At 69.9% G+C, this 13,686-nt stretch carries 16 protein-coding genes; 3 read left to right on the top strand and 13 right to left on the bottom strand.

What is annotated here, in order from left to right:
* The 13 genes from HZS56_RS11535 to HZS56_RS11595 all read right to left on the bottom strand — a co-directional run.
* The coding region (locus tag HZS56_RS11535; protein ID WP_216720658.1) for a hypothetical protein at window positions 1-870 on the bottom strand (870 nt) is incomplete at its 3' end.
* Entirely contained in the window at window positions 860-1,084 is a 225-nt protein-coding gene (locus HZS56_RS11540) for a hypothetical protein (RefSeq protein ID WP_078889097.1), read from the bottom strand. The genes HZS56_RS11540 and HZS56_RS11535, both read right to left, overlap by 11 nt.
* Window positions 1,085-1,175: 91 nt before the next feature.
* Entirely contained in the window at window positions 1,176-1,355 is a 180-nt protein-coding gene (locus HZS56_RS38105; protein WP_244942104.1) for a hypothetical protein, read from the bottom strand.
* 409 nt (window positions 1,356-1,764) lie between these two features.
* Window positions 1,765-2,190 carry a hypothetical protein gene (locus tag HZS56_RS11550; protein ID WP_108988895.1) on the bottom strand — a complete coding sequence of 142 codons (426 nt, stop codon included), beginning with the start codon at window positions 2,188-2,190 and terminating at the stop codon, window positions 1,765-1,767.
* An 85-nt stretch (window positions 2,191-2,275) separates the two neighbouring features.
* The gene (locus HZS56_RS11555) at window positions 2,276-2,782 is read right to left on the bottom strand and encodes a hypothetical protein (protein ID WP_031185637.1); all 507 of its coding nucleotides are present in this window, start codon (window positions 2,780-2,782) and stop codon (window positions 2,276-2,278) included.
* Window positions 2,779-3,615, bottom strand: coding sequence for a ParB N-terminal domain-containing protein (locus tag HZS56_RS11560; RefSeq protein ID WP_234319902.1), 837 nt, complete (start codon window positions 3,613-3,615; stop codon window positions 2,779-2,781). Before HZS56_RS11560 ends, HZS56_RS11555 begins: the two co-directional genes overlap by 4 nt.
* A 137-nt stretch (window positions 3,616-3,752) precedes the next feature.
* Window positions 3,753-5,267: a VirB4 family type IV secretion system protein gene (locus HZS56_RS11565; RefSeq protein WP_108988894.1), complete on the bottom strand. Its 1,515-nt coding sequence runs from the start codon at window positions 5,265-5,267 to the stop codon at window positions 3,753-3,755.
* A 28-nt stretch (window positions 5,268-5,295) separates the two neighbouring features.
* On the bottom strand, window positions 5,296-5,757 hold the full coding sequence (locus tag HZS56_RS11570) for a DUF6238 family protein (RefSeq protein ID WP_108988893.1): 462 nt from the start codon (window positions 5,755-5,757) through the stop codon (window positions 5,296-5,298).
* Window positions 5,758-5,855: 98 nt separating this feature from the next.
* A complete protein-coding gene (locus tag HZS56_RS11575) occupies window positions 5,856-7,328 on the bottom strand; it encodes an SCO6880 family protein (RefSeq protein ID WP_108988892.1) in 1,473 nt (490 codons plus the stop codon).
* A gap of 78 nt (window positions 7,329-7,406) precedes the next feature.
* Window positions 7,407-8,789 carry an SCO6881 family protein gene (locus HZS56_RS11580; RefSeq protein ID WP_108988891.1) on the bottom strand — a complete coding sequence of 461 codons (1,383 nt, stop codon included), beginning with the start codon at window positions 8,787-8,789 and terminating at the stop codon, window positions 7,407-7,409.
* Between the two features lie 36 nt (window positions 8,790-8,825).
* Window positions 8,826-9,518: a hypothetical protein gene (locus HZS56_RS11585; RefSeq protein ID WP_108988890.1), complete on the bottom strand. Its 693-nt coding sequence runs from the start codon at window positions 9,516-9,518 to the stop codon at window positions 8,826-8,828.
* Window positions 9,518-9,832 (bottom strand): DUF6112 family protein, encoded by a 315-nt coding sequence (locus HZS56_RS11590; protein WP_011031268.1) that lies wholly within the window; start codon window positions 9,830-9,832, stop codon window positions 9,518-9,520. The genes HZS56_RS11585 and HZS56_RS11590 overlap by 1 nt, the downstream gene beginning before the upstream one ends.
* A gap of 171 nt (window positions 9,833-10,003) precedes the next feature.
* On the bottom strand, window positions 10,004-11,134 hold the full coding sequence (locus tag HZS56_RS11595) for a C40 family peptidase (protein WP_108988889.1): 1,131 nt from the start codon (window positions 11,132-11,134) through the stop codon (window positions 10,004-10,006).
* A gap of 516 nt (window positions 11,135-11,650) precedes the next feature.
* Here HZS56_RS11595 and HZS56_RS11600 point away from each other — a divergent pair.
* The 3 genes from HZS56_RS11600 to HZS56_RS11610 all read left to right on the top strand — a co-directional run bounded on the left by HZS56_RS11600 (window position 11,651) and on the right by HZS56_RS11610 (window position 13,680).
* The gene (locus tag HZS56_RS11600) at window positions 11,651-12,406 is read left to right on the top strand and encodes a DNA-methyltransferase (protein WP_108988888.1); all 756 of its coding nucleotides are present in this window, start codon (window positions 11,651-11,653) and stop codon (window positions 12,404-12,406) included.
* 249 nt (window positions 12,407-12,655) lie between these two features.
* Complete coding sequence (locus HZS56_RS11605; RefSeq protein WP_167468185.1) at window positions 12,656-13,198, top strand: DUF4913 domain-containing protein; 543 nt, start codon at window positions 12,656-12,658, stop codon at window positions 13,196-13,198.
* Window positions 13,195-13,680: a type II toxin-antitoxin system RelE family toxin gene (locus HZS56_RS11610; protein WP_108988886.1), complete on the top strand. Its 486-nt coding sequence runs from the start codon at window positions 13,195-13,197 to the stop codon at window positions 13,678-13,680. Before HZS56_RS11605 ends, HZS56_RS11610 begins: the two co-directional genes overlap by 4 nt.
* Window positions 13,681-13,686 lie beyond the last annotated feature (6 nt).

The raw sequence follows: 13,686 nt of genomic DNA on the forward strand, positions 1-13,686 counted from the left end.
CGGGAGGAGTGACGTATCGGCCGGGGTAGAGGGCAGTTGCGGTGGGGGTGCGAGTGGAGTGAGGGCCCGCATGCGGCCCTCGGCCACGTGCAGCACCTCTGAGAGGTTGCGGATCTCGGCGGCGGCGTCGGCCAGGTCGTAGGAGAGGTCGAAGCCGTCGTCCTCCTCGGCCTCCTTGGCCTTTTCCCCGGCTGCTTCGAAGAACTCGCCGAGCTGCGCCAGCAGGCCCTTGGTGGGTTCCAGGATCTGGTGCAGCAAGGCAGCGGCATCCGCAGGTGACTCGGTTCCGTTGAGCCGGTCGGTCAGATCGCGCAGCGCGTCGCCGTAGACGCAGTGGGGTCCGCGCTGTGGTGTGGCGGGGGCATCCCGGGCCTCGGGCGGGGCTGGGGACACGTGTGGACCCTCGTGGGGAAAGGAGGGGTGTGGTAGCAGCCCGAACTGGGCGAGGCGGTGGTCGATCGCCTCGATCAGGGGTTGGGTGCTGCCGCCGTGACGGGCTTCAGGCCGATGGGGAGCACTGGGGTCGTCGGGGGGAAGTGAGTCGTAGATGACCTCGAACAGCGTCTCGTCGTCCGGGTCCTCGCGGGTCGCGATCCAGCCCTCGGGGTCTCCGGGGCGGCGGTTGGAGGGCGGATCCTGCGGCGGGCTGATGATCAGGTAGCTGTCGTCGGGGAGCGAGACGCGCACGATGTAGGCGCTGAGGCCGAATTCGATGTCGCACGGGAGTCCGCGTGTCCGTAGCGGGGTGGTGATGTGCGTGTGGCGACGCCACAGTTCCTGCCACCATCGCGTCTTCACGTTTTGATGGTCGGGGAGCGGCGCGAGCGGGGGAGTACGGGCGTCTGAAGGGTTCGGCTCGTCAGCGGCCACGGCTCCTCCTCCGGGATGCCGGCCGGTGCCGTGGAGTCGGCTTGCGAGCGAGGTCGGTCTCCGGCCCTGGCACCTGATCGCAGTCGACTGCGCAGTCGTCGCAGGCGGCGCTCAGGTCGTGCTCCTTCTTGGCTTCGCGGTCGGCGAGCTGAGCGGTGAGGGCGTCGAGTTCGGCTTGGCTGCGTTGGGCTTCGGCCCATTCGGTGGCGTTCACGTGCAGGGGGTGTGGCAAAGGGACTCCGGGTGTGGGTGGACGGGGGCGTTCGCAGCGGGGCCGGGCCTTGGGAGGCGGTTGGAGCTGGGAGCTACCGCCGGGGCCCGGTGCCGGGAGACGGTGGCGAGGGCGGCAGGCTCGCGGTAGTCCCCTGCTGGGGGTTGGTCGGCGGCGCGGGGGTGGGGGACGGGTCGTAGGTGGCACGCAGCCTGTTCATGCTGGCCTCGTCGGCGAGGGCCAGGACCGACAGCGCCCGGCTGGCCGCTGTCATCAGCAGGTTCGAGGGCGATCCCTTGGCCGCGCCGCGGCTCTCCTGCTTCCACCGGGCAGCGGCGACGAGGTAGTCGCTCAGGGCACGCAGTGCGGGTTCGGCGGCGTCCAGGACGTGATCGGTGACCGCGTCGATCTCCGCCGGGCTCTGGGCTGCGGCGAGGGCATCCAGGTAGAGGGTGAGGTCGGGCGCCGGCCAAGGCTGGTCGGGCAGGGGGTGGGCGGCGCGGAAGGGCTGTGCGTCGCGTCGTGCCCACCGCTTCAGGTCGCCGCGGGTGGCGAGGTTGTAACGGGCGGCGTGAATTTGGTCGGCGTCGCGGCCGACGTTGTCGTACAGGTCGAAGTCTGGGTCGCGCGAGGTGATGCGGAAGTCCCTCGGGGCTTGCAGTGGCGGGCTGTGAGCGTCTTGGTTATTGGCGAGTGCGGCGAGCAGCTGTGGATGGTGCGGGCGTGGCGCGTGGAGGGGGAGTGGCGGTGGGCTTGTCCGCCGTTACCTGGCGGTAGGTGGTGATGGCTTCCCCGAGGCGGTCGACTGCGTCAGCCCGACGTGCGGCGAGGATGTCGATCTGCGTGGCGGAGTGCTGCAGGACGCCCAGGGAGTTGATCGATGTGGTGCCGGCGACGGCGCGTGTCAGGGTGGTGGCTGCCTGCTGGGCGGCATCGGTGAATTGCCGGTGCACGTCGTCCAGGTGACGTGCGGCTCTGGTCACGAGGAATGCCAGCGCCAGCTCGGTGCCCTCGTGGAGGAACCGGAGTTCTGACGGCGACTTACCGATGGCCTGCTGCACCATCTGGGAGCCGGGTGCAGCGGAAGGCTGGGTGGCGGAGGTGTCCATCAGGGTGATTAGTCCGAAGAGTTGAAGGCAATTGCTAAGGAGACGGCAGGGTCGGGTGGGCCTGTGTGAGGAAGGCCAGAGCCGGTCACGTCGTGTCGGAGTCGAAGCCGAGGTCGTCGAAGGCGCTCTGCCGGTAGCCGAAGACGGTCTCTTCGAGCGGGGCGAGCCGCTTGCAGTGGGGGTTTTCCCGGTAGGCGTCGATTCGGCTGCTGACGTATTCCTGTTTGTGTGCTTCTGCCGTGGCGGTTCGGACGAAGTTGCGTGAGGAGATGCGGCCCCATTCGGTCATGTCGGTGGGGGTGCTGTCTTTCATCCACACCCAGATGCCGTTGCCGAGCTTCATGATGCTTTTGGGGTGATACATGCCGTTGGGGGTGCGGTTTCGGCGGGGGCTGTGGCGTTCTCCGAGGTCTCGCATCATGGCCTGGCCGGCCTTCTTGATGACCAGGCCGAGCAGTTCCTTGCGCGGAGCAAGCCGCTCGCAGAGCGCGTCGAGAAGCTCGTCTTGGTGAATGCGGCCGGTGTCGGTGGTGACCTGCCGGGCGGCTTCCAGCGCGATCTTCCGGAGAACAGGGTCGGAGGTGAAGTTCACGGAAGGTTGCGCTCCTTCCACACCGAAGCAATCTCGGCCAGTGCCGTGGTCGCATGCTCGATGACCTCTTGGGTCACGGCCCGGCCGGGCGGCGCGAACTCGGGGTCGTACAGGGCGAAGGTGCGACTGCCCCGGGCCTGGGCGAGCGAGGGCAGGACCTCGCACAGCAGCTGCGTGGCGACCCGCCGCTGACGTATCTCCTCCTCCTGCCGGGCTCTACGCTCCGCCCAGGCGCCCTGCAGAGTCAGTTCCCCTTCCTGCACGCGGGCGGCGAGGGCCGGGTCCTCGGCGCGGAGCTTGGCCAGCTGGGCCTCCGCAGAGGCGGTCTGCGCCTTCTTCTGCCGGGCGGTTTCGTACGCGCGGTCCAACCCGACGGCTCCGCTGATCACAGAGTCGACGAGTTCGGGGGCGTACTGCCAGACCACATTCGCCCGTCCAATGACGGCGCGTGCGACTCCGAGCTGCTCCTCGATGTCTCGAACGGTGTGTCCCGAGTCGGGACAAGCGTCCTGTCCCGACTCGGGACGGGCCTCTTGTCCCGAGTCGGGACAGGAGTAGCCGAGGTTCGCGCGGGCTTTGACGGTGATCATCGCGCAGATTCCCTTGGAGAAGCTGCGGCGCTTGAGGTTGACGGACAGGCTGTAGGTGTCGGTGCCGGCACCGTCGTACGTGACGAAGGCCGGCTCGATGTGCAGGCGCTCGCAGGCCGCCAACCGGCCGCGGCCGTCGAGGATCCGTCCTGAGCGGTCCAGAACGATGGGCTGGAGAAGTCCGTTCTCCTGGATGTCGTGCATGAGGACGGCAAGGTCGTCCTCGTCCAGCGGCGGGATCAAGACGTTGGTGGGATGGGATTCGATGACGGGTCTCCGTGTAGTGGGTGGAGGACGTGAGGGTTCGCGAATCGGTGCTGTCCGCCAGTCCGTGGGTTCCGCCCCCTGGACGCTTCAGAAATGGCGAACCCGCGGGCTTATCAGTGCATGCGGGCGTCGGTGTCGAAGAGCGCCAGTTCGTGGCTGTGCAGGAGGTGCTGCACGATGAAGGATCGGCCGGCGACCTTCCACAGGCCGCGCCCTCGGTTGAGGTGGGCGATGGCGTCCATCTCGACGGAGGTCAGGCCGAGCAGGGAGGCCGCGGCGTGGAGCTGGTCGGTCTCCTGGCGGTAGATGATCCGGGTGGAGCAGTCCGCCAGGAGGCCCTCGGCCAGGGCGCGGCCCTGTGATCCGGCGTCGCCGGCGGTGAGCAGGTCGGACAGCCGGTGGATCACCATCAGGTTCGCGATGCCCAGGCCGCGGGAGAGTTTCCACTGGGCCTGCATGCGCTGCAGAAGGCCGACGTGCCGCATCAGGCGCCATGCTTCGTCGTAGACGATCCAGCGCCGGCCGCCGCCGGGGTCGGAGAGCGCGGATTCCATCCAGGCGGACGCGCAGGTCATGGCGAGGACGAGGGCAGTGTCGTCTCCGGAGCCGCCGAGGCGGGACAGGTCGATGGTGAGCATCGGCGCGTTGGGGTTGAAGGCGACGGTGGAGGGCGCGTCGAACATGCCGGCCAGGTCGCCGTGGACCAGACGTCGCATGGCGTGGGCCAGGTCGCGGGCTGCGTCGCCGAGTTGGCCCGACATCATCCCGGCGGCCTCGTCGAGCGCGTGAGGGTTGTTGAGGGTGGCGGCGATGTCGCCGAGGAGCGGGGTGCGGTGTGTGTCGGCGGCGCGGGTGACGACGGCGTCGAGGGCGACGTCCAGGGCGGTGTGCTCCATGGGCATCAGGTCCCGGCCCAGGGCGGTCCGGGCCAGGGAGCCGAGCAGGAGCAGGCGCCGCTTGCGGATCTCGCCGACCCAGTCGGCCTCGGCCACGCTGTCCGGGCGCGGGGCTGCGTCCAGGGGGTTCAGGCGTCCGGGCAGTCCGGGGCCGAGGGCGACGGACCGGCCGCCGAGGGCTTCGGCCACTGGCGTCCACTCGCCTTTCGGGTCGCACGGGACGTAGACGCGGTATCCGAAGGCGACCGAGCGCAGCGCGAAGGACTTGGCCAGTGCGCTCTTGCCCTGGCCGATCACGCCAGCGAGGAGCAGGTTGGGGTTGGTGAATCCTTCGACCTTGCCGTACAGGGCGAACGGGTCGAAGACGAATGATGCTTCGGCGTGGACGTCGCGGCCGATGTAGATGCCTTCGGCGCCGAGTCCGCCTTCGGCGAGGAAAGGATAGGCGCCGGCCGCGATGGCGGTGGTCATGCGGTGGGCGGGAAGTTTCAGCCGGTTTCCGCGGGCGGAGGTGGGCCCGGGGCGCCCGCCCGGTGGGTAGAGCGCGGTGGGCATCTGCTGCTCGGGGAAGGTGCTTTCGCTCTGGTGGGAGCTGGCTTCGGTGCGGGCTTTGGCGGCGGCCTCGGCGAGTTGGCGGCGGGCGGCCTTGCGGCTGGCGCGGTCGGTGCCGTGAGGGGTGAAGAGTGGGGATGCGGAGGCGCGGCGGGCGCGGCGGGCGGGCCGGTGGTTCATCGGGGGCCCTCGATTCTGCGGCTGGTGCTCATCGCGCGCAGGTGGTGGTGTGCGGGTGGAGGTCGGTGGGAGTGGTCTTGCGACGGACGACGTGTCCGGCGGCGAGGTGGCGTTGGCAGATCGTTAGCACGGGAGGGCCCTCGGGAAGCCGCTCTGGGCGGCAGCTGCTGGTCTCGGCGTCGGCCTGGGGGACCCCGGGCAGCGCGTGGAAGGCGGCGTGGACTTCGGTGGTGGCTTGCCAGAGCCTGGTGTGGGCGGTGGCCAGGTGACGTCCGGCGGCCGGGTGAGGGGGCCGCGTGTGGTCGGCGAGCCGGTCCAGAAGCTGGAGCAGAACCGTGAGGTGGGCGTGCAGTACGTCGAGGTGCACACGGTCCACGGGCCTGGGCGGGACTGAGTCCGAGGGCGTGAGGGCGCGTGTGTGGTGGCGGATGCCGGCGCTCGCGGCGCGGAGGTAGGGGTGCGCGTCGTCGGGGCGCGTGGAGGGGGTCAAAGGTGGTGGTCCTTCCTGCCGGTCGGCAGGGTGGTGAGGGACGTCCCGTCGCGGGTGATCCGGAGTGCGGTGGGCCAGCGCCCATGGGCGCTGTTGGTTCACAGGGCGGTGCGGGCGAGCGGGAGCGCGGAGAGGGCGAAGGCGTCCGGCTGCTGGTAGTTGAGCCTGCGGAGATCGACTCCGGATGTGACGGCGTGAGTCTCGATCTGTGCGCAGGCGGCGTCCAGGAGGGCGTCGGTCTCGGCGGTGACGGTGACCAGACCGGTCAGGGCGACATCCGCGTGCCCGGCGATGAGCTGGCGTTCGCGGGTCTTGACGTCGGCGTACTCGACGGAGTCCTCTTCGGAGTCGACCTGCCCGCGGCGGGCGCGCTCGTTGGCGTCGGCGATGATCGCGGCCTTCTTGCGCTGGACGTCCCGCAGAGCGGACTCGAGCCCCTGCGGCACGTAGATGAGGGAGAGACTGCGGCGCACGCCGGCGGTGAACATGATCCCGTGCAGGAACCCTGCCCCCATCTCGGTGCGCGGCCAGTTCTCCACCCAGTACGTCGCGTGCCGCGCGCTGTCGGTGGCGAGGCGGTCGTACTCCTCGAACTGCACGACGGGACCGGCGGCTGCAGGGTCGGCCTCGGCACGGCCGGTCTCGGACCACTGCTGGAGTGCGGCGAGCGCCTTGGGGTCGTAGGCGGTGCGGATGACGGCGGCGATCTCCCGCGCGCTCAGCCATCCGGTGACCACCAGGCCGGCGTTGCGGGCGGCTTGGGCGATGGAGGCGGTGGTCTGCTGCATGACGGTGAACGCCCCGGGCAGTCCTCCGCCGGCCTGGGTGATCAGGCGCCGGGCGGCCTTGAGGTCGAGGGAGATGGCGAGGTAGGTCTCGTGCGGGGCGGCGGCCGGGCCGACTGAGGCGACCAGTTCGGAGTAGACCTGTCCGGCGACGGGGGCCTGGGGCTGCCCGTTCTGGGTCCAGTGGCGGGTGAGCGTGTCACCGCTGTCGGGCACGGTGCGCTCCAGCACCTGCACAGTGGCGACGTTCCCGGTGCGGGCGATACCCGCCAGCGCGCGTCCCCAGCTGTTCACGTTGTGGTTCTGGGTGATCGGGTCGAGGAGGGCGAAGGCGCGGCTGGTGACGCGGGCGATGGCGGTCAGGGTCTGCTGGTGCGGGTCGTAGACAGCTGCAGCCTGGTTGGCGGAGTCGCCGGGGGTGACCACCTTCAGGGAAGCGGCGGTGCCGGGCAGGTGGAGGACGCCGTCTTGCCGGGGCCGGGTGACGGGCCGGGCGAGCCAGAGCGTCTGGCCGGTGCGGTGGCGGTGCGCGTACCTGGTGACGATCGGTGCCCAGTCGATGAGGGATCGGCCGTGGCGGCGGATCGCGACCAGTGCACCAGATGCCGCCCACAGCGGGGCCAGGGCGAGGGCGCCGAGCAGCCCGGTGGAGATCACCGTCATGAGCAGCAGGGCCAGCGTGCAGGAGACGAGGACGAGCTGGGGCAGGGTGAGGCCGAGGAGGATGCCGCGGCGGCTCCGGTGCGGAAACTTCACCGTGACCGGAGCGACAGAAAGATCAGTCATGGGACAGGTCCTGGAGGCGCGGTGGAGCCCGGGGCGGGAGGTGGCGTGCACGTCCCGCCCCCGGGAGTCGGGCAGGGGTCAGAGGCCAGTCGGAGGCGGCGGCGGAGCCGACCCGCTCGACGCGGCGTCCTGTGAGCCGGAGGACGGGGGTGCGCCCTGCGGAGGCGGTGTCGTCGTCGGCGGAGTGGCCTGCCACCCGCCGCCCTGGCCGGACCCGGTATTCGCGCCGGATCCGCCTGGACCGGGGCTGCCTCCCACCTGGCCACTGGTGTCGTCGGACACACTGGTCGGCGCGGGCTGGACGGCCTTCTCCAGGCCGGCCTTGAGGGCACCGCCGCCGGGCGAGCCGCCCGTTCCGCCGCCCTGCGAACCGTCCTTGCCTTCGCCGCCGCCGATCGGGTTGGCGGCGACGTCACCGGGGAATCCGCCGTCGGGGCCCTGCGGCGCGGCACCACCCATGGCGGCAGCGCCACCTGCTCCGGCTGCGGCGCCACCGGTGCCGGCGGTGGCCGCGGCTGCTGCGGTCTTGCGTGCCGCATTCTCGGCGTGGGCCTTCGCGATCTGTGCTCCGGCACCGCCGGCACGGTGGATGGACTCGCCGTCGGTGCCGTCGGCCGCCCAGTGCACGAACTTGAAGACGCCGTACGGACACAGCAGCACCAGAGCCATGATCACGATGCCGGACATGACGTCGGCCAGGGCGGCAATACCGTCCTTGGCCTCGGTCTTGCCCATCGCGGCAATGCCAAGCACGAAGATGACGGTCATCAGCAGCTTGGAGACGACGAGGGTGGCGGTGGCCTCGATCCAGCCCTTGCGCCAGCGCCGGGCGACCTCCCAGCCACCACCGGCGGACGCGAAGATCGCCAGGGTGACCAGGACGAGGATGCCGACCTTGCGGACCATCATCACGCACCAGTACAGGAAGGCCCCGACGGCAGCTCCGAGACCGGCGACGGCGGCGACGAGCCAGCCCAGGCCGCTGAGGCCCCCAATACCGTCGACCTTCACAGTGCGCCGCACGGCCGTCTCGATGTTCAGGTGAGCGGTCTTGAACAGGCCGTCGGAGACGGCGTCGACCACTTCGACGGCGACCGTGGTCAAAGCGATGGCACAGAAAGCGAACAGGACGCCGGACATGGTGCCGGTGAATGCTTGGGCGAGGGCTTGTCCGTCGCGTCTGATGGCGGCCCGGACCAGTTGCGCGCAGAAGGTGGCGACCAGCAGGACCAGGCCCAGCGGCAGCAGCATTTCGTAGTTGTCGCGGAACCACCCGGCGTTCAGATCGACCTTGGTGGTGGTGTTGACGGCCTCGGCGGCCAGATCGGCTGCTGCGGCTGCCAGTTCACCGGCGGACTTCGCCATCCAGTCACCGATGGCTTTGCCGGGGTTCGAGGCGAAATCCACTGCGTCGCCGACGGCGCACAGCTTGTCTGCCAGAGGGAAATCACAGAAACCCACGAGGAGTTACTCCTCCTTTCGTGTCTCAGGCGCGGGTCACTGCGTGACGCTCGGTGCGATGGCGGCCAGGGTGCAGTCGTGGTTCGGGCGGCACTGCACGGCGAGGGTCACAGCGCGGTCCTCGGCTCCGCCGCCGCCCTTCTTCCAGGAGATCTGCTGCTTGCCGTTGACGGTGACGACGTAGATGTACGCCTCGGTGATCGCGGACGGATCCTCGGCCAGCGCCTGTTTGAACGCGCCGGGGTAGTGGCCCTCGGTGATGTGGGCAGTGGCGTGCTGGTCCTGGTCGGCCATCCGCGACCACAGCACCGGGTCGGGGACCTGGCCGGCGACCGAGGCCCAGTCGACGTACTTGGTCTCGGTGGTCATCCAGGCGCGCATGCCGGCGAGCTGCTGGTCGCGGCTGGTGTCGCGGGTATCGTAGGACCACAGCATCTGGGCCGCCGCCTTGGCGTAGGCGACCGGTTCGGCGACCTGCGGAGGCCCCGGCACCGATCCGGATCCGGAGGACGGCTTCGGGGCGGCCTCGGGGGAGGACGGGCTGCCAGTCGGGGCGGGCGCGGCACTGTCCGGGACCTGGTGGCGGTTGCCGCCGCCGGTCCACAGGGCAACGATCACGGCGAGACCGAGCAGGCCGGCGACGGCGGCAACGACGATCGCGATACGCCGGTTGCCCGACCAGCTAGCGCCGTACGAGGACAGCGAAAAGGAAGGGAAGCGGTTTCGCATCAGTGGACCTGCGACCCCAGGCCGGAGAAGAAGGCGACGATGCCGTTGGCGGCGCCGAGGCCGAGGGCTGCGCCCGCGGCTACGACGGCGCCCTTCTTTCCGTTGGCCTCGGCCTGGTGGCCACCGGTGTGGTGGCCCCAGGCCCAGACGCCGAGCGAGACGGCGAGGGCGCCGACGACGGCGATGATCCCGAACATGTTGATCGAGTTGACGACGTTCTTCAGCACGCTCAAGCCGGGCAGGCCGCCACCCTTGGGTGAGATTCCTGGGTCGTAGGCGAGCTGGATGACGCGGTCTGCGAGAGGGACGGACATAGGTGTGGCGGGCTCCTTGCATACGCGGGCCCGGCGAGGGCCAACGGGAAGGTGAAAGCGGAGGGGGAGGCGAGCGGAGGGCGCGGAAGTGGCCTCGGCGCCCGGCTGCCGGGCGGGCCATGGGCAAGGTCGCGGCGACGGCGGCTCCGCGGGACTGCGGGCTGACCGGGGTCAGAGGATGCGGCGCGCGGCGAGAATGTCCCAGTCCTTGATCGGAGTGATCCGCACCGGCTTGGTGGTGCGCGGTGCCTCGATGACGAGGCCCTCGCCCATGTACATGCCGACGTGCTCGGGCCGTGCGGCGGTGCCGCGGCTGAAGATCAGGTCGCCGGGCTTGAGGTGAGCGGGGGAGACCGCCTTGCCTTCGCCCACCTGCGTGTACGTGGTGCGGGTGAGCGTGATGCCGGCATGGGCGTACGCCTGCTGCATCAGGCTGGAGCAGTCGCAGCGGCCCATGGGGCCGGGGCCGTGTGCGTTCGTGCAGGATCCGCCCCACTGGTAGAGCGTGCCGAGTTGGTGCATCGCCCACTCGATGGCCTTTCGGGCCTTGGGGTCGGCGTCCTTGGGGATCGAGTAGCCCTTGGGGACGCTCCCTTCGGGGATGCGGCCGAAGCCGGAACCGTCCTGGCCCGGCATGCAGCTGGTCGTGCCGGTCGACGGCGTCTCGCCCTGGTTCGTGTCCTTGCCGTCCGCGTCATCGGCGCCGGGAAAGGTCTTGGCGATGGCGCTCTGCAGCGCGGTGGCCAGGCTTTCCCACTGCGCGTACGCGTCCGGCAGACCGGATTTCTGCACGGCTTGGGCGGCCTGGGTGACGGTCATCTGCTGCCAGCCGTCCACCTTGAGCAAGTGCTTGTAGAACTGCTCGCTCGCATAGGTGGGGTCACGGATCTGCTGGGCGCTGCCCCAGCCCTGGGAGGGTCGCTGCTGGAAGAGGCCGAGCGAGTCGCGGTCGCCGTAGCCCAGGTTGCGCAGGCGGCTCTCCTGCATCGCCGTGGCGAGCGCGATGATCTGTCCCTTCTTGGGGACGTCGAGGGAGAGGCCGGTGGCCACGATCGTCGCCGCGTTGGGGACCTGCTTGGCGGGCAGGTCCAGGCCCTCGACGTGCACGTCTTTGCCGGAGGCGCCGTCGAGGATCTTGGTGACCTGTTCGGCGATCTTGTCGCTGTCGATGTCGCTCAGGCAGTTGCTGAAGGAGCTGTTGCTCTGCACGGCGTCGGCGGAGGAGGCGAGCATCATGCCGGTGCCGGCGAGCAGGATCGGGGAGAGGAAGACGACGCCGATGCCGGCGGCGAGCCCCTTCAACCTGAGCGGACCGCTCGCCGGTCAGCGGTTTCGGGCCTGGGTGGGTAGCGAGACGTCATGAACGGCTCCTTGAGGGGTGCGGTGTCCGGCGTGCCGCGGGCGCGAGGCGTGGTGGAAGGACGCGGCGGCCGGGGTGGGCGATCGGAGGCGGGCCGGTGGGGGCGAGTTGCCGCTCGCTCCGTGTGTGGCCGTGCCGTGAGCTAGGTATGCCGGGGCAGGGGTACCTCCATGAGGTGCGGCAGGGGAGTAGCCAGCGGCGGGACCCGCCCGGCGGTTCAAAAACAGTAGGCGCGAATCGGCGGTTGACCAAAAAGCTCGGCGGGAGGTGCCGGAAACCGGCACCTCAGCACGGCACTTCTTGGTCGTCGGCGGATTCGCCTCTACAGTTTTTGGACTCCCCCTCGCCTTCCTTCGCCTGTCGCCATGGGCTTCTGCACGCCCATGTTCGGCCCGCAAGGACTCCTGCGCGAGGCGGGGTTTCCCTCCGCGTTCCCGCACCCGAATAGGGGTTCCTCTTTGCCTTTTTCCCTGCACCAGGGCGACGCTCTGGCCGTCCTCTCCGGTCTCCCGGACGGCTGCGTCGACACCGTCATCACCGACCCGCCGTACAACAGCGGAGGCCGGACCGCGAAGGAGCGCACCACCCGCTCCGCGAAGCAGAAGTACACCTCCGCCGACGCCAAGAACGACCTCGCCGACTTCACCGGCGAGAACATGGACCAGCGCTCCTACGGCTTCTGGCTGACGCAGATCATGACCGAGGCGCACCGGCTGACGAAGACCGGCGGGACCGCGCTGCTGTTCACCGACTGGCGCCAGCTCCCCACGACCACGGACGCGATTCAGGCGGCCGGGTGGCTGTGGCGGGGTGTGCTGGCCTGGCACAAGCCGCAGGCCAGGCCACAGAAGGGCCGGTTCACCCAGAACTGCGAATTCATCGTCTGGGCATCCAAGGGGCCGATCGACGGCTCCCGCAACCCCGTCTACCTGCCCGGTATGTACTCGGCTTCGCAGCCCTCGGGGTCCAAGCGCCAGCACATCACGCAGAAGCCGGTCGAGGTGATGCGCGAGCTGGTCAAGATCAGCCCCGAAGGCGGCACGGTCCTCGACTTCTGCGCCGGCTCCGGCTCCACGGGCGTCGCCGCCCTGCTGGAAGGCCGGGACTTCATCGGCGTGGAGAAGACCGAGCACTACGCGTCGATCGCGGCCGACCGGCTCACCGGGACGATCCGCGCAACCCTCACCAAGGACGACGTGGTTCTCGCAACCTGAGCCGCGTCTTCTCCCGCCGTGAGCGCAACCGGCTCCTTGCATAGCCGTCGGCACAGCACCCCGGAGCGGACGCGCGCTTTCACTGTCCGGTCGGTGCAAGGACGCTTTCGCCTGTCTCAATCCCGTGTCTCGTAGGAGGCCGAACTTTCAATGCCCGAATCCGCTAAGCCGTCTGACGCTGGAGAGTTGGAGCCGGTTCGTATTCCGGATCCGCAGTTGGAGGGAATCGAGGCGAGCGTGCGGCAGCTCATGGAGCAGTCGGCGCAACAGGCTCAGCAGCTTGACCACCTCGCGTCCGCGCCGGCACCGAGTGGCTCACCCTTCGCCGCGTTCGGCATGCCGGGCCTCGGCGGACCGCCGGCGCCCGCTCCGCCCGAGCCCCGCCCGATCCTGGAACTCGCCGGGGAGGAACGGGAAGACGAACTCGACGCCCTCTCGGACTGGGTCGACGACTTCTTCCTCCCGGTCTACGGAGCCGAGGTCACCACCGCGGCGCCCTGGTGTCTGCAGTGGCAGGAACACGACGACGTGGTGGCCTGGCTCCATGCCCTGTGGCTCGCCTACCAGCAGCACAAGGACCCCGAAGCCGGTCTTTCCGGCCTGTTCGTGTGGCACCGGGACTTCCTCGCCCACGCCGTCGCCGCGATCCGCGCGCCGGGCGGACCGCTGTCGGCCTGCCTGACCTCTCCCGACCGGCCCGCGCATCGTCTTCTGCCCGGCCCGCCGCCGTCCCTGCGCACGGAGACGGCGGCCACGGTGGAAGCCGCCGAGCCGGACGAGCCGACGTCATGACCGCAGGAGCGGGAGAGCCCGCCTTCGGGCTGAGCTTCGACCCTCGCGCGCTGACCGATCTCCTTCAGGCCCCCAGCGATATCCGCGACCTCACCCTCGCCTACCTGCAGGAAGTGGTGAACGCGCAGCGCTTCGGACAGCGTCTCGACGGCGACCTGGAGGGATTTCGAAAGCTGTATGTGGACCGCCGCAAGGACTGGCGCGTCGTCTACGCCGTCCGACCGGCGCCTGCGGAATCCACCCATTCCAAGGAGATCCACGTTGTCGCGATCCGGCCGCGTGCGGGCAACGACGTCTACGACGAGGTAGGCCGCCGCTTGGGGATGACCCGCCGGCCGCTGAGCGCTCGGACGCACGCGGCCCGCTCGTGTTCCCCGCAGCTGACCACCCGTGCTCCCGTGCCCCGGCCGGGTCCGCCGCCTACCGGACTGCCGGGTCTACCCCGTCCCGCACTCAATTCCGGGCACCATCCCACCCGCTGAACGACG

The sequence above is a fragment of the Streptomyces mayonensis genome (assembly GCF_018982965.1).
GTDB classification, from domain to species: Bacteria; Actinomycetota; Actinomycetes; order Streptomycetales; family Streptomycetaceae; genus Streptomyces; species Streptomyces mayonensis.